This window comes from Actinomadura sp. NPDC048021, assembly GCF_040653135.1.
Lineage (GTDB): Bacteria > Actinomycetota > Actinomycetes > Streptosporangiales > Streptosporangiaceae > Spirillospora > Spirillospora verrucosospora.
In genome coordinates this window covers 136,670-160,668 of sequence record NZ_JBEZJQ010000005.1, presented here as the reverse complement: position 1 = coordinate 160,668, position 23,999 = coordinate 136,670, and the positions used below count along the sequence as shown (strand labels likewise).

The following is a 23,999-nucleotide window of genomic DNA, read 5'->3' as shown; positions in this document are numbered from 1 at the left end:
GGCCCCAGCGTATTAGAACGGGATTCGGTTGTCAGGAGCGATCGGTCAGGAGGCGAGCTTGAGCTGCCCGAGGAACTGGTTGACGTCCGGCCACTGCTTGCGGTTCGTGTTCGGCATCGACGCGAACACCACCGCCGGCGCCTTCCGGCCGGTGTCGACCACCGCCATGACGACGATCTCGCCCGTCGCGCGCACCCCGGACCGCTTGTAGGTGAGGTAGGAGGCGACCAGCCAGCCCTTGCGCCCGCCCACGTTCAGCGCCTGCGACGCGAGCGGGGCCGTCTTGTGGGGGAACGCGTAGTACTGCGCCTCGTAGCCCTTCGCGGCCAGCCCGGCCACGGTCTTCACGCTGTCCGGCCCCTGGTAGGCGCTCTGCAGGGACGGGATCAGCGTGCCGGTGAGGAGCTGCCCGTACCAGAACCGCCCGGCGTGCCGCTCGGTCAGGAGGATCTGCTGCCCCGACCATCCCGGCGTGCCCAGCTTGTTCTTCTTGGTGGGCACCTGCCAGGGGGCGGCCAGCCGCGGGTACGACAGCCCGGAGTGGACGTCGTTGACCCGCCCGAGCATCCGGCTCGGCTTCCCGGGGAACGTCGCGAGGCGCTTGTCCGGCGGCATCTCCACCTGCGCCGCCTCGGACTGCTCCGCCGCGGCCCGCCGGTCGGCGTTGCCAGGCGGGTCGGCGGGCTCGGCCGGCTCGTCGTCGCCGCTCTTCAAGAAGTAGGCGCCGCCGGCCGCGAGGAGCGCGACCACCAGCAGGCCGATCCCGCCGAACAGCACGAGCCGGGACCGGCCGCCGCGCTCGTCCAGGACGTCCCGCTGCGGCCTCGGCGAGCCGCCGAGCTTGGCGTCCGCGGCGTCCTCGTCGGCCATCCAGTCGGGCATCTGCCAGTTGCCGCTGCTCGGCTTGCCGGGCTTGGCCGGCTGCCCGGACCCGGTGGGGACCGCCGGGACGTACCTGTCGTCGCCGCCGCCGTCGCCGTCGCCCTCCTCGAAGAGCGAGCCCTCCCACTGGGGCGCCTCCTCGGCGGGCTTCTCCTCGACCACGGGCGCCACCTTGACGTCCTCGGGGTCGGGCTCCTCGCGCACGGCGGACTCCCGGCGCCCGGTCTCGACCTTGCCCCAGACGTCGTGCGCTCCGGCGCCCTCGCCGGGCGCGGAGAAGTCGGTGCGGCCCGTCGGCGGGGGCACCGGCACCTCCGGCACCTTCGGCTCGGGGAAGGCCGCCTGCGGCCCGGTCGCGCCCTCCGCGCCGTCCCGCGGCTCGCTCTCGCTCATTTCGGTCCAGCGCACACTGCGCTCCCCCTGATCGGACATGCGGCACACGTTACGCCAAGATCACTCGTGCCGTTCCGGCCGGTCATCACGCTCAGGACACATCTTCTCATCGCCTCGGTGGCGGCGACCCGGGCGCTCACGCGGGACTCGTCAGGCCCGCCTCGGCCACCGGGTCGTCGGCCAGGCGCTCCCTCGCCAGCAGCGTCCCGCCGGCCACCGCGCCGGGCATCGCGAGCACCGCGCCGAACGGGATGAGAAACACCACAAAGGTCGCCGCGCCGAACCCGACGGCGAGCGGGCGGCGGGTCTTCAGCCGTGCGAACCGGTCCCGGCGCCGCAGCCCGCGCCGCTCCAGCGCGATCGACGTCAGCTCGCCCGCGAGGAAGTAGCCCGACACCAGCGCCGCGACCACCGGGACGACCGTCTGCCCCACCACCGGCAGGAACCCGCACGCGAAGAACACGACCGCGAAGGCCAGCGCCACGGCCCCGAGGATCAGCGCGTCCTTGACCGCCCGCCCGATCTGGACCAGCAGCGGGACGTCCGGCTCCGGCGGCGCGCCGCCCTGCGACTCCTCCACCCGGACCGCGATGGCCTCGTAGAACGGGTCGCCCACCAGCAGCGTCACCGCCGTGAACGTGATGACCGCGAGGAACAGGGCCGCCCCGTACAGGGCGATCCCGGCCACGACGCGCGCCGACGAGCGCGCCGCGTCGGACCAGCCGTCGGCGAAGCCCGTCACCCATCCGGCCAGGTCGTCGATCCGGTACGCCAGGAAGACCAGCGCCGCGACGTAGACCGCCAGGACGATCAGCGCGGGGATCAGCCCGAACAGCCACTGGACCGGGTGCCGCGCCACCCATCCGATGCCGCGCAGCAGGTAGCCGACGCCGTTGAAGAAGTCCTTGAAGGCGGACGGGCGCGGCGGCGGACCCGGCTGCTGCGGAGGGTGGGGCTGCTGAGGGCTCGGCTGGAAGCCCGCTCGGGGGCTCGGCTGGGGGCTCGGCCGCGGGCCCGGCTGGGGGCCCGGCTGCGGCGGGCCGCTCCAGGCACCGGGTCGGTCAGGCGGTCCGTACGGTTGGCTCACGCACCCTGACCCTATAGGGCGGGCAGCCCCACAAGACGGACAGAACGGTCCCAAACCGCGCGCCGCAGCTCCGAATCCTTCAAGGCCTCGACCGTCGGCAGCCTTCCGGCGCCCGGCGTCGAGCTGTAGTAGCCGCCGCTGCGCCCCTCGAACTCCTCGTCCAGCGCGAGCCGCAGAGCCATCCGCGCCCCCTGCGCGGGGGTCCGCATCACCGGGGTGTGGGAGAACAGGGCCAGGACGCGCTCGGTGCCGCGGACGTCCCTTCCAAGGCTCGTGGCGACGAACCCCGGGGAGACCGCGTTCGCGGTGACGCCGCTGCCCTCCATCCGCCTGGCCAGTTCCTGCGCGAACAGGATGTTGAGCAGCTTCGACCGCCCGTACACGCGCAGCGCCCCGGACGGACCGTAGGACACGGGCTCGGCCATCCGCTCGACGTCGAGCCGCTCCGAGAACCGGTGCGCCTCCGACGCCATGACCACCACCCGGGACGGCGCGCCCTTCTCCAGCAGGCCCAGCAGCAGGTTCGTCAGCAGGAACGGCCCCAGGTGGTTCGTCGCGATCACGCGGTCGTACCCGTCCGCGCTGACCTTGGCCCGCAGCAGGTAGACGCCCGCGTTGTCGACCAGCACGTCCAGCCGGTCGAACCGCTCCTCCAGCGACGCCGCGACCCGCCGGACGTCCATCTGCACCGAAAGGTCGCCGATGAACGTCTCGACCCGCGCGCCCGGCACGTCCGCCGTCAGCTCCTCCACCGTCGCGGCGGCGCGCAGCTCGTTCCGGCAGACGATCCCCACCAGCATCCCCGCCCGGGCCAGCCCCCGCGCGATCTCCTTCCCGATCCCGGAGGTCCCCCCGGTGACGATCGCGATCCTGCGCTCCATGCCCCCACCGAACCACCCCGCGCACCCCCGGGCAACAGCGCGGCGCCCCTGGCACCGAAGTGGAACACGTTCTACTATTTCCGCATGAGGTTCACCTACGCCGAGGCCATGACGGACCCGTCGTTCTACCTGCCGCTGGCCAGGGCCGCCGAGGAGGCCGGGTACACGAGCATGTCGGTCGCCGACTCGCTGGTGTACCCGAAGGAGTCGGACTCGGTGTATCCGTACACCGCCGACGGCAGCCGGGAGTTCCTGGAGGACAAGCCCTTCATCGAGACGTTCACGCTGATCGCGGCCATGGGGGCGGTGACCTCCCGGCTGCGGTTCACGCCGTTCGTGCTGAAGCTCCCAGTGCGTCCCCCCGTCCTGGTGGCGAAGCAGGCGACGTCGGTCGCGTGCCTGACCGGCGGGCGGCTCGCCCTCGGCGTCGGGCTCAGCCCCTGGCGCGAGGACTTCGAGGTGATGGGCGTCCCGTGGAAACGGCGCGGCAGGCGGATGGACGAGGCCATCGACATCGTGCGGGGGCTGAGCGCCGGCGGGTACTTCGAGTACCACGGCGAGCACTTCGACGTCCCGGCCGTCAAGATCTGCCCGGCGCGGCCCTTCCCGATCCTGGTCGGCGGGCACAGCGAGGCCGCGCTGCGCCGCGCCGTCGTGCGCGGGGACGGCTGGATGCACGCGGGCGGCGGCGACGACCTGGACGGCCTGCTCGCCCGGCTGGACCGGATCCGCGAGGCGGAGGGCAAGGCGGGCGATCCCTTCGAGGTGCACGTCATCTCGATGGACGCCTACACGCCCGACGGGGTGAGGCGGCTGGAGGACAAGGGCGTCACCGACGTGATCGTCGGCTTCCGGATGCCCTACGCCGAGGGGCCCGACACCGAGCCGCTGGCCAAGAAGATCGAGAACCTCGAACGGTTCGCCGAGACCGTCATCGCCAAGACCGCCTCCTGATCCCGAAACGAGAACACGTTACAGTGGATGCCATCGCCTGGGACGCCCCCGACGCCGACCACCCGGCCCGCCGCGCCGCCCGCGCCTCCATGACCGCCGTCGCCGAGGGCCGCAAGGACGACTGGCTGTCCCTGTTCGCCCCGGACGCCCTCATCGAGGACCCGGTCGGCCCCTCCTTCCTCGATCCCGAGGGCGCGGGCCACCGGGGCCCGGACGGCATCGAGAACTTCTGGAACTCCTTCATCTCCACGATCGCCGGCTTCCGTTTCCGCGTCGCCGACTCCTTCGCCAACGGCCCCTGCTGCGCCAACGTCGCGACGATCACGACCACGACGCCCGACGGCGCCACGATGACCATCGACTGCGTCCTCGTCTACACAGTGGACGGCGCAGGAAGGATCACGTCCCTGCGCGCCCACTGGGAGCCCGACCGCGCCATGGCCACCCTCACGACGCCGTGACCTGACGAAGCCCGGCCCGGGGGGAGCCACGCGGTCAGCGCCGCCCTCCCGACCGTCGCGGAGCCGCCTGCCCAACCGCCACCATCGGCGCGAGGCCTGCTGCCGCCGAAAGCACTTCGGTCCGCATCGCCACAAGAGCGCGCCTTCCTTGCGGTGCCGGCAAGCCAGCCTGGCCCCCCGACCAGACACCATCGCACACAGTACGTGTCCCAATCCGGCCAGTTATGGCATTAGATATCACCTTTTCGTTAATTCTGGCGGGCAGTTCCGCGGTCCTATCGTCAGGGCACGCCCTCGGCGGGATGCCGGGGAGAAGGGGCGGGGATGAATCCTTCATCGAAACCGCAGTCTCTGATCGGCAGGTACCTGGCGCGCGAGACCGACCGGCCGGAGTGGGGTGACGGGCAGTACGCGCCGCAACAGAACTTTCTCGGTGACCTTTCCGGGAACACCGTCGACCACTTCATCAACGGAGTGGCGTACTTCAAGGCGCTGGAAGACGAGATCGAGGCCCTGCGCGCGTCCACCGCGAACGGCCGGTACCTGTACCTGACGGCGTGGTGGCTCGGCCTGAGCAGACTGCCGGCCGACACCGAGGTCCAGGCGTTCGGAGAACTCGCCGGCACCATCGTCCAGCAGTTCCCGGTGCTGAAGGACTACACCCGGCCGGTCCGGGTCGGCGCGGAGTACCCGCCGCTGACGCTCCCGAGCGGCGCACTGCTCTCCCGGCGCCTGGAGGAGCTTCACAAGTCCGGCGCCGACGTGCGGATCCTCGCCTGGGTGTCGCCGTTCGCCGCCCGGTACGACGTCCCCGAGTTCGGCGGGATCCGCATCGTGAACGCGCAGACCCTGCTCAGCGTCGCGGAGATGCGCAGCCGCTTCGGCGAGCAGGGCGCAGGCAAGGTGATGGTCAACCTGACAGCGCACCCGCTGGGCGCGGTGCACTGCAAGCTGGTGGTGGCCGGCGACCACACGTCCACCCGCGCCTTCACGGGCGGCATCGACCCGGTCATGAACCGGACTGCCCCGGCCTGGCACGACCTCGCGGTGCGGGTCACCGGTCCCGCGGCCGCCGCGATCCACCGGTTCTTCCAGCAGATGTGGGCCGAGAACCTCAAGCTGCCCGCCGAGAACTTCGTGGTCGACCGCCATCCGATCGAATCGCGGCTCAAGACGGCCACGGCGGTCCCCGACCCGCCGGAACCGCCGCGCGGCAACGGCACCGGCGCCCATGTCCAGGTGCTCCGGACCGTCCCGCAGATGCGGTTCTCCTCGTCCGGCCCCGCCTGGCTCTACGGCAAGAGCTCGGTGGTGCGGGCCCTCATCACCGCCGGCGTCGGCTTCAGAAAGGCGCCGATCAGTTTCGCGCCCGACGGCCTCTTCGAATTCAAGGTGGCGCTGCAGAAGGCGATCGGCGGGGCCGAGAAGTACATCTTCATCGCCGACCAGGCCTTCAGCAGCGAAGAGATCATGGACTGGATCAACGCCCGGCTGCTGCAGAAACCGGACCTCAAGGTGATCCTGCTGCACGGCGGCGATCCCACGAACCCGCCGAGCGGGGACATGCCCGAGGCGGTCAACAAGCACCTGATTCCGAACGTCCCGCAGCTCCTGCTGGGCAGCCGCAGCGGCCTCCAGGGCCTGGAGGTGTACGGCTGGCCCGGCACGGCCGTGCACTGCAAGGTGACGATCATCGACGACGTCTTCTGCATCGTGGGGTCGGCGAACGCGATGCGGCGCAGCCTCTACACCGACACCGAGCTGTCCGTCGCCGTCCTGGACGCCACGGAGACCGGCCTCGTCCGCCGCCTGCGCCGCGACCTGTGGGCCAAGTACTGCGGGATGACCCTGCCGTCGGAGATGCTGATGGCCGGCGCCGTCCAGCCGGGCTACGACGAGCTCCTCGACCTCGGCAACGCGCTGTCCCTGTGGTCCGAGAGCTGGGGCGGCGCGCTCCCGTCCCACGTCAAGCTGCTGCCCGGGCTCAAGAGCTTCCAGCTGCCGATGCCGGTGACCGAACCGTACTCGCAGGAGCAGCACGACCGCGAGGACGCCGACTCGCGCATGACCTTCTGAGCGTCGCCGCGCGGCGGGGCCGGGGGCGTCCGGCACACGGACGCCCCCGGCCCCGGCATGCCCCTTTCACGGCTCCACGCTTGACAGGCCGCGGCGTCCATGGATAGAAACCTTCTGGTTATAGAACCGGAAGGTTTCTCTTGTGGACACCCGTACTCTGGACACGACGTTCGCCGCGCTGGCCGACCCGACCAGGCGGGCGATCCTGACCCGCCTCACCCAGGGCGATGCGTCGGTGGGCGAGCTCGCCGCGCCTTTCGCCATGAGCCAGCCCGCCGTGTCCAAGCACCTGCGCGTGCTCGAACGCGCCGGCCTGGTCTCGCGCGGCCGGGACGCGCAGCGGCGGCCGTGCCGGCTTGAGGCCCGGCCCCTCCGGGAGGCCCTGGACTGGCTCGCCGACTTCCGCGAGTACTGGGAGGAGAGCTACCGGCAACTCGACGAGCTGCTCGCCCGGCTCGAAGAGCGGGACGGCTCGTGACCGTCTGGCGGCCCCGCGGGGCGGGCCTCGCGGTCAGCACGCCGTCCGACACCGAGATCCTGCTCAGCAGGACGTTCGACGCGCCCCGGCGGCGGGTGTTCGACGCGTTCACCCGTCCGGAACTGCTCAGGCAGTGGCACGGCGCCCGCGGCTGGCGGCTCGCCGTCTGCGAGATCGACCTGCGTCCCGGCGGCGCCTGGCGCTTCGTCTCGCACGGCCCGGGCGGCGCCGAGATGGGCTACGGCGGCGTCTTCCTCGAAGTGGACGCGCCCGCGCGGCTGGTGCAGAGCGAGATCCGCGACGGCTGGGAGGCCGGCGAGGCCCTGGTCACCACCGTCTTCGACGAGCGGGACGGCCGCACCGCCATGAACATCACCGTTCGCTACCCCACCCGCGCGACGCGCGACAGCGTGCTCCGCAGCCCGATGCGGCGCGGTGCGGGCGAGTCCTACGACCGACTCGACGACCTGCTCTCGAAAGGACACCGCCCATGACCGAGTCCCCAAGCCCGGTGCTGCCCGTGCGCCCCGGAATGCTCCTGCTCGAACTCGTCCCGGTACCCGTCGAGGACATCGACCGGGCCAAGGACTTCTACACCGGTCTCGGCTTCAACGCCGACGTCGACGTACGACCCGCGGACGGCGTCCGCTACGTCCAGCTCACCCCGCCGGGCTCGGCCTGCTCGATCGCGCTGACGGAGGGCCTGCCGGGAATGGACATGCCGGTCGGGACGCAGCGCGGCCTGCACCTGGTCGTCAGCGACATCGAGCAGTCCCGGTCCGACCTCATCGAGCGCGGCGCCCACGTGGAGCCGGTGGAGGACATGGGCGGCGTCTTCTACGCCCGCTTCGCCGACCCGGACGGCAACACCTGGACCCTCCAGCACATGCCTTGGCGCCCCTGAACGATTCGCCAGGCCGCAGCGCAGCGTCGGGGGACGTCGTGGGCGCATGGGGGGCGAGCGCCGGGTCGTGAGAGGATCCACGGCAGTCTGTGCTGGTTATGACCGTGGAGGCGTGGATGTACGCGGTGTCCCTGGGCGACGACGGCGCGGAGCTGCGGCCCCTCGAACCGTGGCAGGCCGACGAGTTCCTGGCCCACATCGACCGGGGACGAGAATTCATCGGCCGGCACGTCGGGCTCCCGGACCGCGTCACGGACCTGGAATCCAGCCGCGCGCACCTGCAGGCGTACGCGGACAAAGCCGCAGCCGACCGGGGGCGCATCTACGGGATCTGGGCCGACGGACGGCTGGTGGGCGGCGTCCTCTTCGTGACGATGGACGTCGACCAGGGCACCGCCGAGGCCGGCTGCTGGCTGGAGCCGTCGGCGGCGGGCAGGGGACTGGTGACGAGGGCGGTGCGCGCCATCATCGACTGGGCCGTCGAGGAGCGCGGCATCCACCGGGTGGAATGGCACGTCTCGGCCGCCAACCAGCCCAGCATCTCGGTGGCGAAGCGGCTCGGGATGACCAAGGACGGCACCCTGCGGGAAAGCTACCTCTACCGCGGCGAACGGCAGGACATCGAGGTCTGGTCAGTGCTCGCCCCGGAGTGGCGAGCATCCGAACAGGCGCCCTAGAGCCGCTCCCGGTCAGCTGCGGTCCTGGGCGATGGTCCAGCGGCCTGACGTCGCGCGGGGCGCCGGGCGGCTTCCGGGGTCGCCTCCGGAGGGGAACACGGCGATCGCGACGTACACGTGCTGGCCCTTGCCGAGGCCCTTGGGCATGGCGCCGGTGACGTACTGGGCGCCGCTGGTGGCCAGGGCGTCGGCACGGGTTTCGGACCAGACCCCGGCCGACTGGCCGTTCTTCCAGTCGTGGACCTCGAACCGCATCTGGTACTCGTCGCCGAGGCCCATTCCCTCGACGCCGACGACGGCGGTGATGTCCGCCCACGTGGAGAGCGGAGCCACGTAGCCGGGATATCCGTCGGGATGGTCCTTGTCCGGTTCCGAGTGGGAGTTGGCCGGGTCGGCGTGGGTGACGTCCCAGTTGAGGACAGTGAACTGCCCCCACGCCAGAACCTGGGGCCTGGTCTTGCCGTAGCTGCTGCGGATGGGCACTTCGTCCTCCTCGTGTGACCCGAGGGCCAGCGCCTTCAGTTCCGCGAGCGAGCCGCGGAAGGCGTTGACGTCGCAGTGGCCCGTGATGCCCGGTACCGAGCCGCTGGACGAGTACTGCAGGATCGACATCGGCTCTCCGCCGTACGGCATCCAGAACGAGGCGGGAACCTTCTGGTAGAGGGCGGCCGGGGAGCCGGAGCCCGACACGTACCGCGACTGCCAGATCGTGTCGAAGAAGCTGAGGTCGGGCCGGCCGTGCTGCTCCCAGTACCAGCGCGGGAAGTAGCCGATGACGGGATGCCCCCCGGTGCGGCGCTTCACCTCGGCCACCCACGCCCTGGCGGTGGGCGCGTCCGCGCCGGACGCCTCGACGTCGAGTGCGAGGGCGAGGCGGGACACGTCACCGGCCCTGTCCAGGAAGTAGCGGGCCTGCGCGGCCCCGTCGCCCCCGTGGAGGAAGTGGTAGCCGCCCGGTACGAAGTCGGCGCCCAGCGCGAGCATCGCCGAGCGGTTGTGGCTCCACGTCGGATTCACGTAGGTGGTCGATTCGCTGACCTTGGAGAACCCGAACCGGATTCCCGAGGCGTGGACTCGCCGCCAGTCCGGCCTGCCCTCGTAACTCGCCACATCGACCCCGTACAGCACGACGGCTCCTCCCCCGGCCCCCGCATCGCGGACGGAACCCGATGCGACACCATGAGGAACTTACTCTGAGCAACCGCTTGGTCACGATTGCCGATACGGGAGGAAGCCATAGCGAAACGGACCGTAAGACGCTGTCTCCACGGCCCCGCGCATGGAGACCATCGCCCCGGTCGGCCACACTGTTTCGATGAGATATGTCGGCCGGGTGCCCGCAGCGCCGCTCGACCGGTTCATCGACGACATCTACTGCCTGTCCGGGGTGCCGCGCCACCGCCGGATGAACGTGCCGCCGATGCCGTCCGCGCACCTGTTCATCAACCTGGGCGAACCCGCCCGCCTGCGGGACTCCGACCCTTCGGTGCCCCCGGCCGTGTTCGCCGGCGGATGGTTCATGGGCGTATGGACCCGGCGTTTCCTCATCGAGTACCCGGCGCGCGTGCGGCTGGTCGGGGTGCACTTCAAGCCGTGGGGGCTGTCGCCGTTCGTCGACGTGCCGGCGGCCGAGCTGCGCGACCGCTGGGTGCCCGCCGACGCCGTCTGGCAGCGGTCCGTGAACCGGATCCGCGACCGGGCCAGCGAAAGCGCGTCGGCCGACGAGGCGCTGCGGGTGGTGGAGGAGGAGCTGCGGTCGCGGCTCGCCGAGGCGGCCCCGCGCGGACTCGGGCTGGTCCAGCACACCGGCGGACGCCTGGAGACGTCCCACGGCGCGGTCCCGGTCGGGGCGCTGGCCGAGGCCGCCGGGGTGAGCGGCAACCACCTGGCCGTGCAGTTCAAGTCCCACGTCGGCGTCACCCCGAAACGGGTGGCGCGGATCTACCGCTTCGCGCGGCTGATCCTGTCCGTGGACGCCCTGCGCCCGGTCGACTGGTCGGACCTCGCCCACGCGGCGGGCTACTTCGACCGGGCCCACTTCAGCAGGGAGTTCAAGGACTTCACCGGCCACACCCCGGCGGAGTACCTGGCCCTGCGGCGCCGGTTCCCCGCCGAGGCGGGTTTCCCGCCCGACAGCGGCCCGATGCCCGCCGATTGATTTCTTACAAGCGCGGCCGCTCCCGGAGACGACAGGATCGGAGGCGAGCAGGCGACGAGACCCGAGGGGGACCCGTGGGAACAGTGATCATGCACAGCGTCATGTCGGTCGACGGCTTCATCGCCGACGACAAGGACCAGGTCGGAACGCTCCACGACTGGTACTTCGACGGGGACGTCCCGATCGGCGGAGGCGGCGCCGGGGAGTACGACCACTCCGGCACCGGAGGCGGCGTCAGGGTCTCGAAGTCGTCGGCGGAGTACGTCGGGGCGACGTGGGCGTCGATCGGCGTGATCGTGATGGGCCGCACCCTGTTCGACCTGGTGAACGGCTGGGAGGGACGGCCGCCCACGGGCGACCACGTGGTCGTGGTGTCCCACCGGCCCAAGCCCGAGGGCTGGCACCCGGAGGCGTCGTACCACTTCGCCGGCGACGTGACGGCCGCGATCGAGAAGGCCCAGGAACTCGCCGGGGAGCGGGCCGTCGCCGTGAACGCCGGCGACGTGGGCGGGCAGATCCTCGCGGCCGGTCTCGTGGACGAGGTGGCGATGGACGTGGTGCCGGTCGTGTTCGGGACGGGCAAGCGCTTCTTCGGCGCCGTCGACCGTCAGTACCTGCTGGAGGACCCGCACGTGGTCATCCAGGGCGAGCGGGTGCTGCACCTGAGGTACAAGGTGCGTCGCTAGGCCCGCACGGCTGGACACCAAGCCGGGACACCGCTTCGGCGCCCCCCCGTCACGCGCGGGAACGGGGCGTGCGGGCAGGTCAGTCGACCGGCGCGAGGCACAGGTTCTTGGCCAGACCCCGCGGGTCCACGCCGAGAAACGTCTTGACCATCGCGCTGCTGTTCCAGCCCGAGTAGTACTTGCAGCCGTGGGTGGCATCCTCCCGATCGGGGTCGTCGGGGTCGTCGGCCGTCTGGCCGACGACCTTGTAGGCCGTGCCCTTGGCCAACCGCAGGCCGCACGGCGTCTGGTACCAGTCCCCCTCCTTCGTGCCGAACCCGAAGTCGGAGTCGCCGGAGAGGTACACGCAGTCACCGATCGTGGCGCCGGCGGCCGGCCGCCCGTAGACCTGGCGGCCGACGAGCATGGCCAGCCCGAGCAGGCCCGCGACCACCGCGACCGCCACGGCCGTCTGGCGGACGGTCGAAGCCCGGCTCCACCACGATGCCCCGTCACCGACCCGTGTGCGGCCGTCGTTCGTTTCGGCGGGCGGCCGGCGGACCTCGGTGACCGTCGCACACTCGGCCTGGCCCGGGTCCCGGAGGCCCGGGCCTTCCGGTCCGGCCGCCCGGGCGAGCAGAACGCGCGCCTCGGAGATCGTCGGACGCTCGCCCGGCTCCTTGGCCAGGAGGCGGGTGATGAGCCCGGTGAGCCCCCCGGCGCGCCCCGGCGGCGCCGGAGGGTCGTTGATGACGGCCTTCAGCGTGGCGGAGGTGGTGTCGCGGCGGAACGGGGAGACGCCTTCCACGGCGTGGTAGAGCGTCGCGCCGAGGGAGAACAGGTCGGAGGCGGGATCGTCGTTCCCGTCGATGCGCTCCGGGGCCATGTACTCCAGGGACCCGATGAACGCGCCGGTCGCGGTGAGCGTGGTGTCGGCGTGATGGACGGCGATGCCGAAGTCGGTGAGGACGGCGTCCCCGCCGGGGGTGAGCAGCACGTTCGCCGGCTTCACGTCCCGATGGACGATTCCGGCGGCGTGCGCCGTCTCCAGCGCGTCCAGCAGGCCGGCGGCGACGCGTGCGGCCCCGGCGGCGGGCAGGGGGCCGGACCGCGCGATCCGGTCGTGCAGCGAGTGCCCGTCGACGAGCTGCATGACGATCCAGGGAAGGCCGTCCTCGACGACGACGTCGTGCACGCTGACGATGTTCGGGTGCTCGCGCAGCCGCGCGGCGTTGCGCGCCTCGCGGGTGGCGCGCGCGACCCTTTCGGTCAGCTCGGCGGCGGGCGGCCGCATCTCCTTGACCGCCACGTCGAGCCCGAGGACGGTGTCCCGCGCCCTCCAGACGAGGCCGAACCCGCCGCGCCCCAGCGTCTCGACCAGCCGGTACCGCCCGCCGACCAGCCGTCCGGGGGCCGTCTCCGGTGCACGTGTCACACCGGCGAACCTACCGACGCCCTCAACACTCGTACAAGGATGTTCTTTTGTCGCGACGAGGCTTCCACCGGGGATCCCGGCGGCTCTCGTGCTCGCCGGGGTCAGAGGCCGATGTTGCTCTTGGCGCCCATGTAGGAGCCGGCTCCGGGGAAACCGGCCCCCGCGAGGGCGGCGAACCGCTCGCCGAAACCGAGCCCCACCAGGTCGGAGAGCCCCACGAACTCGACTCCGCGGATCGGCCGGGAGTCGGCCGTCCCGGCCACGACCCCGGCCGCGCCGCCCACGCGGCGCGCCTCGAAGGTGATGTGCAGGACGTGCGCGCCACCGCGAATGTGATCGCAGACGTACAGCAGCCGACCGACCTCGACGTCGACGCCGGTTTCCTCCCGCATCTCCCTGACCAGCGCATCGGCCAGCGGCTCGCCCTCCTCCACCTTGCCGCCCGGCAACGACCACGACCGCCCGGTGTCGGTGTCCTGGTCCAGCAGCAGAATCCGGCCGTCCTCGATGACGACCCCGGTAACCCGTACGTCCACGCCGGCAAGCTCCCCGATGGCCCCTCCCTCCACACCTGGAGCGAGGGGCGTCTGCTCGTTCATGCAAGAAGCCGCCGACCAGAACGTGTCTGATCAGCGGCTTCTCTTGCCGTGGAGGTGGCGGGAATCGAACCCGCGTCCTTCGGTGATGGGCCAGGGCTTCTCCGGGTGCAGCCTGCTTAGCGTTTTCTCAGTCCCGGCGCTCACGCAGGCGTGTCGCCGACGGACTCAGTCGCTGTTAGATGTCCCTACCGGGCCCGCGACCGGACCGGAAGGTGGAGTCTCCTAGCGATGCCAGACCCCGGGACGGAGACGCGCCCGGGCTGACAGAGTTCGCTCCTCGCTCAGGCGGCGAGGGCGAACTCGGACTGCTTCTTGTTGGCAGTTATTGGTTTGCTGTCACAGGATTTACGAGGTCACGACAGCAACCCTCGACCCGCTTCCCCTGGCTCGAACGACCGAAGTCGAAGCCGGTCACCCCCATGTTCAATTGTCAAAGCGTCCGTCCGAGGACGTCCGCACGATGACGCTACAAGGATAACGCGTGCGAGGGCAACGTGATTCCCCCGGACACACGTGAACCCCGGTGGACGCGAACGATGTCGCGTCCACCGGGGTCGACCGGCAGGGTCGGGCCGGCCCGGACGGCAGAGCCTCCCCCGAGACGAGGCTCTGGTCTCATCACGGCGACTGAGTCCGCAACCCCCCAAGCGGTGGCTCAGTCACCCGTAAAGACGCACGCGGGGGGCGGGTTGGTTGCGTCCCGGCCGTAAAGAGCTGACAAAGGGCCTAACCGCCGAGGAACTTCGCCGCCAGGGCCGGGGTGTTGACGACGCCCTCGACGGCGATGGCGAAGGCGCGGTCGCCGCTGGACCCGACGAACCAGGAGACGGTCTTGGGACGGCCGCCCTCGTTGTAGGTGGTGAGGGCGGCGACGCCGACGACGTCGCCGGACACGCGGGCGCCGCGGGCGTTGCCTCGGGACGCGGTGCGGCTCAGGACCCTCTTGAGGTTCGAGATGGACTCCGACGGCGGGCTCTGGGCCTGCGGCGCCTGGGCCGTCGTGGACGGATCCTTGAGGACGTAGGGCGGCCGCCAGGTGCCGCTGTAGGCGGCGGCGGCCACCATGGCCATCGCCAGCGGGCTGACCTGGACGGCGCCTTCGCCGACCATGGCCGCGGCCTTGTCGCCGTCGTTCGCGGGCGCCGGGACGGAGCCGGTGAAGGCGGGGACGCCGAGGCCCCAGTTCTTGCCGATTCCGAGCTGCGCCGCCTCGCGGAGGAGGGTCTGGGCGTCGACCTTGCCGCTGAGCTGCGCGAGGGTCGTCTTGCAGGACGCGGCGAAGTGGTTGGCGAAGCTGCTGTCGGGGCGGGCCTTGTTGGTGAACGTCTTGCCGCCGACGGTGACGGTGCCGGGGCAGGTGGTCTCGGTGGACTGCTTCATGCCGGCCTGGGAGAACAGCGCCAGCGCGGACACGATCCCGAACGTCAGGCCGGGCGGGTAGTGGCCCTCGAAGGCGAGGTTCTGGCCGCCCGTGCCGTGGTTGGCCACGGCGAGCACCTCGCCGGTGCTCGGCCGCACGGCGACCATGGACGCCGGGAACTGCAGGGCGGCCAGGGCGTCGTCGGCGTGGTGCTGGTAGACGGGGTCGAGGGTCGTCTGGACCTGCTGCGGCTCCTGGCCGGGCCAGGAGCGCAGCTGCTCTGTGCTCTTGCCGGTCTCGTCCTGCGCGACGACGCTGACCGTGGGCGTCCCGGCGAGACGGCGCTGCTGGAGCAGCTGGATGCCGCTGACGCCGATCGTGTCGCCCGGCTGGTAGGGGGCGCCGACCTGCTGGAGCCGGTCGGCGGTGGCGGGGCCGAGGTTGCCGATCAGCTCGGGGGCGTACGCGGGCGCGATCGGCGCGCGGACGCCCTGGAACTGCAGCCCCGGGATGTGGGTGAGCCGCTGGATCAGCGCGTTGTGCGCGGGGACCTGAAGGGTCAGCAGCGGCAGGTACGTCTGCGGCGGGGCCGACCGGACGCGGCCGAGGAGGCGCTCGGAGTCCAGCCGCCGGCCGCCGTCGATCTTGGTCTGCTTCGCGAGCAGGTCGATGGTCTTCTGCGGGTCGGCGAGCTGCCCGGGGAACACCCCGACCTGGTAGGCGCCGATCTCGCGCAGCGCGGAGCGGCCCTGCGTGTCGGTGATCGGGGAGCGCTTCGGCACCTGCGTCACCACGGCGAGGCGCTGCCCCGGCTTCAGCTTGGTGTTGATGATGGACGGGTCCCAGACGACCTTCCACTTGCCGCCGACGCGGCGCAGGTGCATCAGGCCGGGGTACTCCCACGGCTGCCCGTTCTCACCCAGGTCGATCTTCACGGTGAAGCGGGCGTCGGCCTCGTCGCCCTTCTTGACGATCTGGTCGACGCCGGAGCCCTCGACCTCGGTGCCGAGCGACAGCCGCAGGGACGCCGCGTCGAGCTGCTGCCGGACGCGGCCGAGCGCGTCCTCGACCTGCCGGCGGTCGGCGCCGACGGTCCGCCCGGCCGCGGCCTCGTAGTTGCCGACCTGCCAGGCGATGAGGAAGTCGCGGACGGCGGGCATCGCCGACGGCTCGGCCCAGCACCCGGTCGTCATCGTCCCGACCAGCGCGCCGCAGGCCGCCAGAGCGACCGCCCGGCGGCGCGCGGGCGAAAGCAGCGGCGTCCGGGCCCCGGCACGGGCCCGCCTCCGGCCTCGGTTCGTCATCGACACCCTTCACCGTCTCCTGAACCGGGCCGCCGCAGCCTTCTGCATCTCCCGCTGGGCTTCCCGCTTGGCGATGGCCTGGCGCTTGTCGTAGGTCTTCTTACCACGGGCCAGGCCGATCTCGACCTTGGCCTTCCCGTCCTTGAAGTACAGGGAGAGCGGGATCAGCGTCCAGCCCGGCTCCTCCGACTTCGCGATGATCTTCTGGATCTCGCGGCGGTGCAGCAGCAGCTTGCGGCGCCTGCGGGGGGCGTGGTTGGTCCAGGTGCCCTGCGTGTACTCGGGGATGTGGACGTTCTCCAGCCACACCTCGCCGTCGCGCACGTGCGCGAAGCCGTCGGCCAGGGACGCCCGGCCGGCGCGCAGGGCCTTCACCTCGGTGCCCATCAGCACCATGCCCGCTTCCCACGTGTCGTCGATGTGGTAGTCGTACCGGGCCCGCTTGTTCTGGGCGATGAGCTTGCGCCCGGTGTCGTTCTTCCGCCCGGTGTCCCGTGCCACGTCCTCAGTCCTCAGTCCCGCGTCGTCGTCTTCAGCCCGGCATCGCCGCGTCGAGGCCGTGCAGCACCGTCCGGGCGCGTCGCTCGGCCGCCTTCGCGGGGCGGTCGGCGGAGACCTCCACGTCGGGTTCGATGCCGACCCCGTCGAGGTTACGGCCGCTCGGGGTGCGGTAGCGACCGACGGTCAGCTCGATGACCGACCCGTCGGCGAGCCGGAGGGGTTCCTGCACCGAGCCCTTCCCGTACGTACGCGATCCTACGATCACCGCGCGGTCGCGGTCGCGCAGGGAGCCCGCGACGATCTCCGCGGCGCTCGCGGTGCCCGCGTCGACGAGCACGACGAGCGGGGTGCGGGCGTCGCCGGGAGCGGTGACGGCGCGCCGCTCGGCGGGCCTGCCGCGCGGCTCGTAGGTCACGACCGGGCCGTCCGCCAGGAACACCGACGCCGTCTCGACCGCCTCGTCCACCAGCCCGCCGGGATTGCCGCGCAGGTCGAGCAGGACGCCGCCCGCGGGCGAGCGCCCGGTCACGGCCGCGCGGACCTGCCGGCCCGTCCCGCGGGTGAAGGCGCCGACCCGGATCATCCGCGCGCGCTCGGGAAGCTCGGTCACGGTGACGTCCCCTCCAGAGACCTTCGTGCGGACGAGGTGGAACCTCCTGGTTCGACGCTCGCGCTCCACGGTGAGTTCGACCGTCTCGTCCAGACGCCCGCGCAGCGCCTCGGCGACGCGGGAGATGTCCCAGCCGGTCACGGAGGCGTCGCCGACGCGGGCGACGACGTCGCCGGCCTGGACGCCGGCGCGGGCGGCGGGGGTGCCGGGCTGGACGCTCGCCACCAGCACGCGGGAGTCGCCGTCCTCGCGGCCGAGCCACAGGCCGACGCCGCTGTAGCGGCCGGTGAGGCGGCCCTCGACGTCGTCGTACTCGCGGGCGGAGTAGTAGTGCGCCCACCGGTCGCCGAGCCCGCGCAGCATGCCCTCGATGGCGGCGCGGTCGAGGGCGCCGCGGTCGACGGGCCGCGCGGCCCGTCCGCCGATCTTCACGGCGGCCTCGTCGAGGACGGAGCCGCCCCCGGCGACGGCCGCGTGCCGATCGGAGCCCGAGCCGCTCACGACCCCCGCGCCGTAGGCGCAGACGATCGCCGTCGCGATGGCCGCGCCGCGCAGCACGCCGCCCCGTCTCCTGCTCAGCGGGGACACGGACGCGACGGGGGCGCGGAGGGGACGACCATGCGGCAAGTGTAGGGCGGCGCCACGGCCCGGATCCGGCGGTTGGGCCGGATCCGGCGGAGGCGTCAGATTCGCAGGTATCTGCGCAGGGTCAGGAACGAGGAGACGGCGCACAGCAGGACGCCGAAGCAGATCGACACGATGATGACGAGGATCACCACGCTCCAGCCGAGTTGGCTGACGAGCTGGACGTCCCCCGCCAACCGGTCGACCAGGAGTTTCTTACTGAAGATCAGCAGCACCGACGCGAACAGGCCGCCGATCAGCCCGGCGATCGCGCCCTCCAGGATGAACGGCAGCTGGATATAGGTGTTGGACGCCCCGACCAACCGCATGATCCCGGTCTCCCGGCGCCGGTTGAACGCCGACAGCCGGACGGTGTTGCCGACCAGCATCACCGCGGCGATCACCTGGATCAAGGCGATCGTCAGCGCGGCGACCTGCAGTCCGTTCAGGATCCGGAAGAACCGCTTCAGGATCTCCTGCTCGTTGATGACCGAGTCGACGCCGGGCTGGTTGAGCATCGCCTGCGCGACCGCCTTGTACTCCTCCGGGTTCTTCAGCTTGACCCGGAACGAGTCGGGGATGTCGCCCTCGCGGGTGCTCTCCACGAACCCGGGCGAGCCGGCGAAGCGGTCCTTGAAGCGGGCGTAGGCCTGCTGCTTGTTCTCGTACTGGACATCCGAGACCTGCGGCATCTTCTGCAGCTGCGCCTTGAGCGTCTCCCGCTGCTGCTCGGTGACGTCCTGCTTCTGGCAGACGGGGTTGGAGCTCGTCTTCGCGCACAGGAAGATCGAGACCTCGATCTTGTCGTACCAGTAGCTCTTGGACGCGGAGACCTGCTGCCGCAGGAGCAGCCCGGTGCCGAAGAGCGCCATGGCGATGGCGACGGTGATGACGAGGGAGATCGTCATCGTCATGTTCCTGCGGAGACCGATCCAGATCTCCTGGAGAACGAACTGTACGCGCATGCCTCGCTGTCCTTGATCGCCGTTGCTGGGCCGGGAGCCGGGGCGCCGCGGGACGCGGCGGGCGGCTTCCTTTCGGGCACCCCTCGGGGTTTCCTACGACCCGGCGGGAATCGATGGTTCAGATGTCAGTGCGCCCGTGTCGGCACGCCTGTGTCGGTACGCCTGTGCCAGCGCGCCCCGTGTCAGTACGCCTGGCCGTACACGCCGCGCGACTGGTCGCGGACGACGCGGCCGTCCTCCAGCTCGACGACGCGCTTGCGGAAGGCGTCGACGATGGCGGCGTCGTGGGTGGCCATCACGACGGTCGTGCCGGTCCGGTTGATGCGGTCCAGCACCTTCATGATGCCGATCGAGGTCGCGGGGTCGATGTTCCCCGTCGGCTCGTCGGCGAGCAGGATCATCGGGCGGTTGACGAAGGCCCGCGCGATGGCGACGCGCTGCTGCTCGCCGCCGGACAGCTCGTCCGGCATCCGGTGGGCCTTGCCCTCCAGGCCGACCAGGTCGATGACCTCGGGAACGACCTTGCCGATGAAGCGCCGCGGCTTGCCGATCACCTCGAGGGCGAACGCGACGTTCTCGAAGACGTTCTTGTTGGGCAGGAGGCGGAAGTCCTGGAAGACGCAGCCGATCCTGCGGCGCAGGTGCGGCACCTTCCAGTTGCTCAGCCTGCTCAGGTCCTTGCCCGCCACGTGCACGTGACCCTGGGAAGGACGCTCCTCCTTCAGGACGAGGCGCAGGAAGGTCGACTTACCGGAGCCGGACGGGCCCACCAGGAACAGGAACTCGCCCTTCTCGATGGCGACGTTCACATGCTGCAGGGCGGGTCGGTTCTGGCTCGGGTAGACCTTGGTGACGTTGTCGAAATGGATCACGGCTGCATCACGGCGGTTCGCTGTAGGGGTTGGGGAGCGGGCCGGCCCGCGGCCACGGAAGCCTCCGTGACCCCTTGCCTGCGCCGCCCGGCTTCACGGCCAGGTGGGACGCGGAGCCTTCGAGCAGTGTAGAGGGGAGAGGCGACCACCTCGTCCCACTCGCAGTGGTACGGGCGCCCGGGGCCGGCACCGCGTCCGATCAGTTCGTGACGTCCGATCAGTGCCATGTGAACCGTCTCCCGACGTCCGGCCGTTTTATACCGTCTAGCCCCCGGACTTGCCGGAACGACCATACAGTCCGGCTACGCTGGATGATGGCGAAAGATACCTAATAGGTGGACGAACGACCACACAGGCCGACGCTTCCCGCACGGACCGCGTGCCGTTGTCGGAGATTGGGGCCCACGACATGAGCTGCGAACATCTCATCTGCGCCCGGTGCTCGCACCCGGTGGTGGAGGGACGCTGCCCCACCTGCCGGGAGGCCCGCTCGGAGCTGCACGACCACGGCCCGTCCGTGCCGCCCGCCGTCGTCCTGGCGATCCTCGTCGCGCTCCTGTTCGCGGCGCTCGTCCTCCAGCGCGTCTACGGCTGACCGGGGCCGACGCCCCCGACGCGTCACGGCTTCTTGATCGGCGGCGTGCCCGCCTTGGTCACGGCGCCGTCGTCGGCGACCATGTGCGCCTTCGGCTGCGCGGCGCCCTTCCGGGCCTTCGGCGGGTCGAACGCGGCGAAGTGCAGCGTGGCCGTGGTGTCGACCTCGTTGCCCTCGACGGTCCCGTCGAGCAGGTGCTCGGCCTCCTGCGGGATCTCCGGCTTCGGCGTTCCGGGATCCTTGGCGATCAGCGAGGTGTTGCGGAACAGCGAGTAGATCACCAGCCCGCCGCCGTGCTCGGTCCGCAGCCCGAAGTAGGGGAACGGCGTCGCGGTGTAGACGGCGGTGTAGGTGATGTCCTTCTTCCTGGCCTTCTTCCTCGCGCGCTTGGCGTCCTGGTAGAAGCCGGTGGTGACGGGGTTCGACCGCATCACCTTCGCGGCGACGCTGCGCGGCCCCTCGGCGGCGATCGTCGCCTGGATCCCGCCGACGTCGCGGGGACGGATCAGCACGGTCGCGTCCTCCGCGCTCATGGCCGTCGCGTACCCGGCGGCGTCGACCGCGACCTTCGGCTCCTTCGCCTTCTCCTGCAGGAGGGTCGCGACCGTGAGCTTCCAGTGGTCGGACGGCCCGCGCAGGATGAAGCCCATCAGCGCCCTGCGCCTGCTCTTGGGCTGGTCCACGATCGAACGGTCGACCGACACCACGAACCACTGCGGGTAGGCGGCGTCCCTCAGCTTCGGGACGTAGAGCTTGGGGGCGCCGTAGACGAAGCGCCGAACCGGGTCGCCGTCGTAGGCGGCCTTGCGGAACTCCGCCGCGGTCAACTGCGACTGGCCGTCGGACGTCCACGTCAGCGCGAGGCGTTCGTCGCCGGCGGCCCTGGCCACGTCCTCGTCGGTCACGTAGGAGCGGAACGCCCGGTCGGCGACCTGGGGGGTGAGCGCCACCGGCGCGGGCGGAGACGTCTCGGGCATGGTGACGGTCGGCCGCGCCTCCGTCCTGCCCTCGGCGCAGCCCGCGGCGGTGAGCAGGGTGAGCAGCGCCCCGGCCGCGACCACCCGCAGGAAGCTGTGCAAAGACCCGTCCCCCGGAGCGAGATTTCAGGGCCGGCCGCCCTCGGCCGACCTCCTCGGCCCGTGATTCTGCCACCCGCATGATATTGGCCGGACCTCCGCCCGCCCGCCGCGAGGCGATAAGCAGTGCCGGGACGGCGATAGGCTCGGACCGTGGCAGGCATCGAACCCGAAGAACAGCTCAAGGAGCTCGCCTCGACCCTGTCCAGCATCGAGCAGGTGCTGGACCTCGACACCATGCGCCGCGACATCGCCGAACTGCGCGAGCAGTCGGCCGACCCCGACCTGTGGAGCGACCAGGAGCGCGCGCAGGCCGTGACGCGCCGCCTGTCGTACCTGGAGAGCGAGCTGAACCGGGTCGAGGGCCTGCGGCAGCGGCTGGAGGACGCCGCCACGCTGTACGAGATGGCCCGCGAGATGGACGACGCCGACACCCGCACCGAGGCCGACGAGGAGCTGGCCGCGCTGCACAAGGCCGTCCAGCAGCTCGAGGTGCGCACCCTCATGTCGGGCGACTACGACGCCCGCGAGGCGCTGGTCACCATCAACGCGCAGGCCGGCGGGGTCGACGCGGCCGACTGGGCCCAGCAGCTCCAGCGGATGTACCTGCGCTGGGCCGAGCGGCACGGCTACCCCACGGAGGTCTACGACACCTCCTACGCCGAAGAGGCCGGCATCAAGTCGACCACGTTCGCCGTGAAGGCCCCCTACGCCTACGGGACGCTGCGCGGCGAGCACGGCACCCACCGGCTCATCCGGATCTCCCCGTTCGACAACCAGGGCCGGCGGCAGACGTCGTTCGCGGGCCTGGACGTCGTGCCGGTGGTCGAGCAGAGCGACCACGTCGAGATCGACGAGAGCGAACTGCGGATCGACGTGTACCGGTCGTCGGGGCCGGGCGGCCAGGGCGTCAACACGACCGACTCCGCCGTGCGGATCACCCACATCCCGAGCGGCATCGTCGTGTCCTGCCAGAACGAGCGCAGCCAGCTCCAGAACAAGGCCACGGCCATGAACGTGCTGCAGGCCAAGCTGCTGGAGCGCAAGCGCAAGGAGGAGGCGGAGGAGCTCTCCGCGCTTCGCGGCGAGGGCACCACGAGCTGGGGCACGCAGATCCGCAACTACGTGCTGCACCCCTTCAAGATCGTCAAGGATCTGCGCACCGGCGTCGAGGTCGGCAACACCTCCGCGGTCCTGGACGGCGACATCGACGAGTTCATCGAGGCCGAGATCCGCTGGCTGCGCCAGCAGGAGAGCGCCTGACCCGAGATCGTCCCCTGAGCGGTCCCCCACCTTTTCGCGCCGACTTTCGTGTTCGCAGAGTGATCACATGATCACTCTGCGAGGATGCCGGATGGTCCGGACCAACGTCGCCATTCGGGGGGCCTCATGGCAGCACGCACTCTCGTTCCGATACTCCTACCCGGCCTGCTGGCCGCCGCCGTGAGCACCGGCTGCTCCGGCGGCAACACCTCCTCCGCGGCTCCGGGGAAGCCGCAGGGGGCGCCCGCCCTCACCAAGGAGGAGGCGCAGCAGGTGCTCGCGTCCTTCGCCACGGGGATGAACCAGGCGGGGCTCAGATTCAGCGGTAAGACGCTGCGCACGGTCGAGACCGACCCGCAGCTCACCATGGACGTCGCCGCGCTCAAGCTCCGCCGCGCCGTCCGGCAGCGTCCGCCCAGGGTGGCCTTCACCCACACGACCTTCTACATCCCGCGGCTCACCGGCTACCCGCACTGGTTCGCCGCCGACACCGTCAGCGGCAGGGGCAAGCAGGCCCTGCGGCACGCGCTGCTGTTCACCCGGGCCGGGCAGAACGCGCCGTGGCTGCTGGCCGCCGACCCGTACCCGTCCGAGCTCGCCCTCGGCCGCGTCGCGCTCGACCCGCAGGGGTACGCCACCCCGGTCGCCCCCGACGCCGGAGACCTCGCGGTCGCCCCCGCGAAGCTCCCCAAGGCCCACGCGGCGCTGCTCACCGACGGCCCCCGCGCCTCCGGGGCGTCCGTCCTGGCCGACGGGGCGAAGACCAGCGAGACCTACAAGGCGCTCAAGGCGGGCGAGAAGACCCTCGCCGGGCGCGGCGTCACGCTCTCGTCCCGCTTCTCCCCCGCCGAGTACAAGGTCTACGGGCTGCGCACCAAGGACCGCGGCGCCGTCGTCTGGTACGTCCTCAAACAGAACGAGGCGTACTCGGCGGCCCAGCGGGGCAGGCTCGCCGTGAGCGGCGACCTCGTCGGGCTCGCCCCGTCCACCACGGCCCGGACGCGCCTGGACACCACCGTCCTCGTGCAGTACCTCGCCACCATCCCGCCCAAGGGGCGCGCCACCGTCAGCGGCATGTACCGCAAGGCCGTCACCGCCCAGGGCTCCTGAACCCCGTCGGGCGCCGGCCGGCCCGCCCCTCCTGACCGCTGCGGCGGACCCGGCCGGCGCCCGATGGCT

Annotated in this window: 24 protein-coding genes and 1 other RNA gene; 12 read left to right on the top strand and 13 right to left on the bottom strand. The window is 71.4% G+C overall.

Features of this window, described 5'->3' with window-relative positions; genetic code table 11:
- Positions 1-45: 45 nt before the first annotated feature.
- The 3 genes from AB0C87_RS10715 to AB0C87_RS10705 all read right to left on the bottom strand — a co-directional run bounded on the left by AB0C87_RS10715 (position 46) and on the right by AB0C87_RS10705 (position 3,243).
- Positions 46-1,314: a hypothetical protein gene (locus AB0C87_RS10715; RefSeq protein ID WP_360577204.1), complete on the bottom strand. Its 1,269-nt coding sequence runs from the start codon at positions 1,312-1,314 to the stop codon at positions 46-48.
- 97 nt (positions 1,315-1,411) lie between these two features.
- Positions 1,412-2,362, bottom strand: a complete 951-nt coding sequence (locus AB0C87_RS10710; RefSeq protein WP_360577203.1) for an EI24 domain-containing protein — start codon at positions 2,360-2,362, stop codon at positions 1,412-1,414.
- 11 nt (positions 2,363-2,373) lie between these two features.
- On the bottom strand, positions 2,374-3,243 hold the full coding sequence (locus tag AB0C87_RS10705; protein WP_360577202.1) for an SDR family NAD(P)-dependent oxidoreductase: 870 nt from the start codon (positions 3,241-3,243) through the stop codon (positions 2,374-2,376).
- 84 nt (positions 3,244-3,327) lie between these two features.
- Between AB0C87_RS10705 and AB0C87_RS10700 the strand changes: the two genes are divergently transcribed.
- From AB0C87_RS10700 to AB0C87_RS10670, 7 genes are all read left to right on the top strand, one after another.
- A complete protein-coding gene (locus AB0C87_RS10700) occupies positions 3,328-4,197 on the top strand; it encodes a TIGR03619 family F420-dependent LLM class oxidoreductase (protein WP_360577201.1) in 870 nt (289 codons plus the stop codon).
- A 23-nt stretch (positions 4,198-4,220) separates the two neighbouring features.
- Complete coding sequence (locus AB0C87_RS10695) at positions 4,221-4,658, top strand: nuclear transport factor 2 family protein (protein WP_345177860.1); 438 nt, start codon at positions 4,221-4,223, stop codon at positions 4,656-4,658.
- Positions 4,659-4,982: 324 nt separating this feature from the next.
- Positions 4,983-6,734 (top strand): phospholipase D-like domain-containing protein, encoded by a 1,752-nt coding sequence (locus tag AB0C87_RS10690; protein WP_353832086.1) that lies wholly within the window; start codon positions 4,983-4,985, stop codon positions 6,732-6,734.
- A 142-nt stretch (positions 6,735-6,876) separates the two neighbouring features.
- The gene (locus AB0C87_RS10685) at positions 6,877-7,212 is read left to right on the top strand and encodes a metalloregulator ArsR/SmtB family transcription factor (protein ID WP_345177856.1); all 336 of its coding nucleotides are present in this window, start codon (positions 6,877-6,879) and stop codon (positions 7,210-7,212) included.
- On the top strand, positions 7,209-7,706 hold the full coding sequence (locus AB0C87_RS10680; protein ID WP_360352026.1) for an SRPBCC family protein: 498 nt from the start codon (positions 7,209-7,211) through the stop codon (positions 7,704-7,706). The genes AB0C87_RS10685 and AB0C87_RS10680 overlap by 4 nt, the downstream gene beginning before the upstream one ends.
- Positions 7,703-8,116 carry a VOC family protein gene (locus tag AB0C87_RS10675; RefSeq protein WP_360577200.1) on the top strand — a complete coding sequence of 138 codons (414 nt, stop codon included), beginning with the start codon at positions 7,703-7,705 and terminating at the stop codon, positions 8,114-8,116. The genes AB0C87_RS10680 and AB0C87_RS10675 overlap by 4 nt, the downstream gene beginning before the upstream one ends.
- A gap of 116 nt (positions 8,117-8,232) precedes the next feature.
- Positions 8,233-8,793: a GNAT family protein gene (locus AB0C87_RS10670; protein ID WP_360577325.1), complete on the top strand. Its 561-nt coding sequence runs from the start codon at positions 8,233-8,235 to the stop codon at positions 8,791-8,793.
- Positions 8,794-8,805: 12 nt separating this feature from the next.
- On the opposite strand, the gene AB0C87_RS10665 is transcribed toward AB0C87_RS10670, so the two are convergent.
- On the bottom strand, positions 8,806-9,921 hold the full coding sequence (locus AB0C87_RS10665) for a glycoside hydrolase family 25 protein (protein ID WP_345177850.1): 1,116 nt from the start codon (positions 9,919-9,921) through the stop codon (positions 8,806-8,808).
- A gap of 187 nt (positions 9,922-10,108) precedes the next feature.
- Between AB0C87_RS10665 and AB0C87_RS10660 the strand changes: the two genes are divergently transcribed.
- Positions 10,109-10,951, top strand: coding sequence for a helix-turn-helix domain-containing protein (locus AB0C87_RS10660; RefSeq protein ID WP_360577199.1), 843 nt, complete (start codon positions 10,109-10,111; stop codon positions 10,949-10,951).
- Positions 10,952-11,025: 74 nt separating this feature from the next.
- Positions 11,026-11,637: a dihydrofolate reductase family protein gene (locus AB0C87_RS10655; protein WP_345177846.1), complete on the top strand. Its 612-nt coding sequence runs from the start codon at positions 11,026-11,028 to the stop codon at positions 11,635-11,637.
- Between the two features lie 79 nt (positions 11,638-11,716).
- Here AB0C87_RS10655 and AB0C87_RS10650 read toward each other — a convergent pair whose 3' ends face one another.
- The 8 genes from AB0C87_RS10650 to ftsE all read right to left on the bottom strand — a co-directional run bounded on the left by AB0C87_RS10650 (position 11,717) and on the right by ftsE (position 19,886).
- A complete protein-coding gene (locus tag AB0C87_RS10650; protein ID WP_360577198.1) occupies positions 11,717-13,051 on the bottom strand; it encodes a serine/threonine-protein kinase in 1,335 nt (444 codons plus the stop codon).
- Between the two features lie 101 nt (positions 13,052-13,152).
- Positions 13,153-13,587: an NUDIX domain-containing protein gene (locus AB0C87_RS10645; RefSeq protein WP_345177843.1), complete on the bottom strand. Its 435-nt coding sequence runs from the start codon at positions 13,585-13,587 to the stop codon at positions 13,153-13,155.
- 109 nt (positions 13,588-13,696) lie between these two features.
- Positions 13,697-14,069, bottom strand: a transfer-messenger RNA (tmRNA) gene (gene ssrA / locus AB0C87_RS10640).
- 307 nt (positions 14,070-14,376) lie between these two features.
- A complete protein-coding gene (locus AB0C87_RS10635) occupies positions 14,377-16,314 on the bottom strand; it encodes a penicillin-binding transpeptidase domain-containing protein (RefSeq protein WP_345177842.1) in 1,938 nt (645 codons plus the stop codon).
- 9 nt (positions 16,315-16,323) lie between these two features.
- Entirely contained in the window at positions 16,324-16,815 is a 492-nt protein-coding gene (gene smpB / locus AB0C87_RS10630) for an SsrA-binding protein SmpB (protein ID WP_345177839.1), read from the bottom strand.
- A 31-nt stretch (positions 16,816-16,846) separates the two neighbouring features.
- On the bottom strand, positions 16,847-17,983 hold the full coding sequence (locus AB0C87_RS10625) for a S41 family peptidase (RefSeq protein WP_360577197.1): 1,137 nt from the start codon (positions 17,981-17,983) through the stop codon (positions 16,847-16,849).
- 125 nt (positions 17,984-18,108) lie between these two features.
- Entirely contained in the window at positions 18,109-19,014 is a 906-nt protein-coding gene (gene ftsX, locus AB0C87_RS10620) for a permease-like cell division protein FtsX (protein WP_345177836.1), read from the bottom strand.
- Between the two features lie 182 nt (positions 19,015-19,196).
- Complete coding sequence (ftsE, locus tag AB0C87_RS10615; protein ID WP_067453578.1) at positions 19,197-19,886, bottom strand: cell division ATP-binding protein FtsE; 690 nt, start codon at positions 19,884-19,886, stop codon at positions 19,197-19,199.
- A 409-nt stretch (positions 19,887-20,295) separates the two neighbouring features.
- On the opposite strand from ftsE, the gene AB0C87_RS10610 reads away from it, so the two are divergent.
- Positions 20,296-20,481, top strand: a complete 186-nt coding sequence (locus AB0C87_RS10610; protein ID WP_345177834.1) for a hypothetical protein — start codon at positions 20,296-20,298, stop codon at positions 20,479-20,481.
- Positions 20,482-20,504: 23 nt separating this feature from the next.
- On the opposite strand, the gene AB0C87_RS10605 is transcribed toward AB0C87_RS10610, so the two are convergent.
- Positions 20,505-21,560 carry a hypothetical protein gene (locus AB0C87_RS10605; RefSeq protein WP_360577196.1) on the bottom strand — a complete coding sequence of 352 codons (1,056 nt, stop codon included), beginning with the start codon at positions 21,558-21,560 and terminating at the stop codon, positions 20,505-20,507.
- A 150-nt stretch (positions 21,561-21,710) separates the two neighbouring features.
- Here AB0C87_RS10605 and prfB point away from each other — a divergent pair, with 150 nt between their 5' ends.
- Positions 21,711-22,820: a peptide chain release factor 2 gene (prfB, locus tag AB0C87_RS10600; protein ID WP_345177829.1), complete on the top strand. Its 1,110-nt coding sequence runs from the start codon at positions 21,711-21,713 to the stop codon at positions 22,818-22,820.
- Between the two features lie 126 nt (positions 22,821-22,946).
- Positions 22,947-23,930, top strand: a complete 984-nt coding sequence (locus AB0C87_RS10595; RefSeq protein WP_360577195.1) for a hypothetical protein — start codon at positions 22,947-22,949, stop codon at positions 23,928-23,930.
- Positions 23,931-23,999 lie beyond the last annotated feature (69 nt).

Coding starts and splice junctions, on each gene's coding strand:
- AB0C87_RS10705 (WP_360577202.1), bottom strand. CDS start 3,243: ATGGAGCGCAGGATCGCGATCGTCACCGGGGGGACCTCCGGGATCGGG.
- AB0C87_RS10660 (WP_360577199.1), top strand. CDS start 10,109: ATGAGATATGTCGGCCGGGTGCCCGCAGCGCCGCTCGACCGGTTCATC.
- AB0C87_RS10610 (WP_345177834.1), top strand. CDS start 20,296: ATGAGCTGCGAACATCTCATCTGCGCCCGGTGCTCGCACCCGGTGGTG.
- AB0C87_RS10595 (WP_360577195.1), top strand. CDS start 22,947: ATGGCAGCACGCACTCTCGTTCCGATACTCCTACCCGGCCTGCTGGCC.
- ftsX (WP_345177836.1), bottom strand. CDS start 19,014: ATGCGCGTACAGTTCGTTCTCCAGGAGATCTGGATCGGTCTCCGCAGG.
- AB0C87_RS10715 (WP_360577204.1), bottom strand. CDS start 1,314: ATGTCCGATCAGGGGGAGCGCAGTGTGCGCTGGACCGAAATGAGCGAG.
- AB0C87_RS10675 (WP_360577200.1), top strand. CDS start 7,703: ATGACCGAGTCCCCAAGCCCGGTGCTGCCCGTGCGCCCCGGAATGCTC.
- AB0C87_RS10700 (WP_360577201.1), top strand. CDS start 3,328: ATGAGGTTCACCTACGCCGAGGCCATGACGGACCCGTCGTTCTACCTG.
- AB0C87_RS10690 (WP_353832086.1), top strand. CDS start 4,983: ATGAATCCTTCATCGAAACCGCAGTCTCTGATCGGCAGGTACCTGGCG.
- AB0C87_RS10635 (WP_345177842.1), bottom strand. CDS start 16,314: ATGACGAACCGAGGCCGGAGGCGGGCCCGTGCCGGGGCCCGGACGCCG.
- AB0C87_RS10670 (WP_360577325.1), top strand. CDS start 8,233: ATGTACGCGGTGTCCCTGGGCGACGACGGCGCGGAGCTGCGGCCCCTC.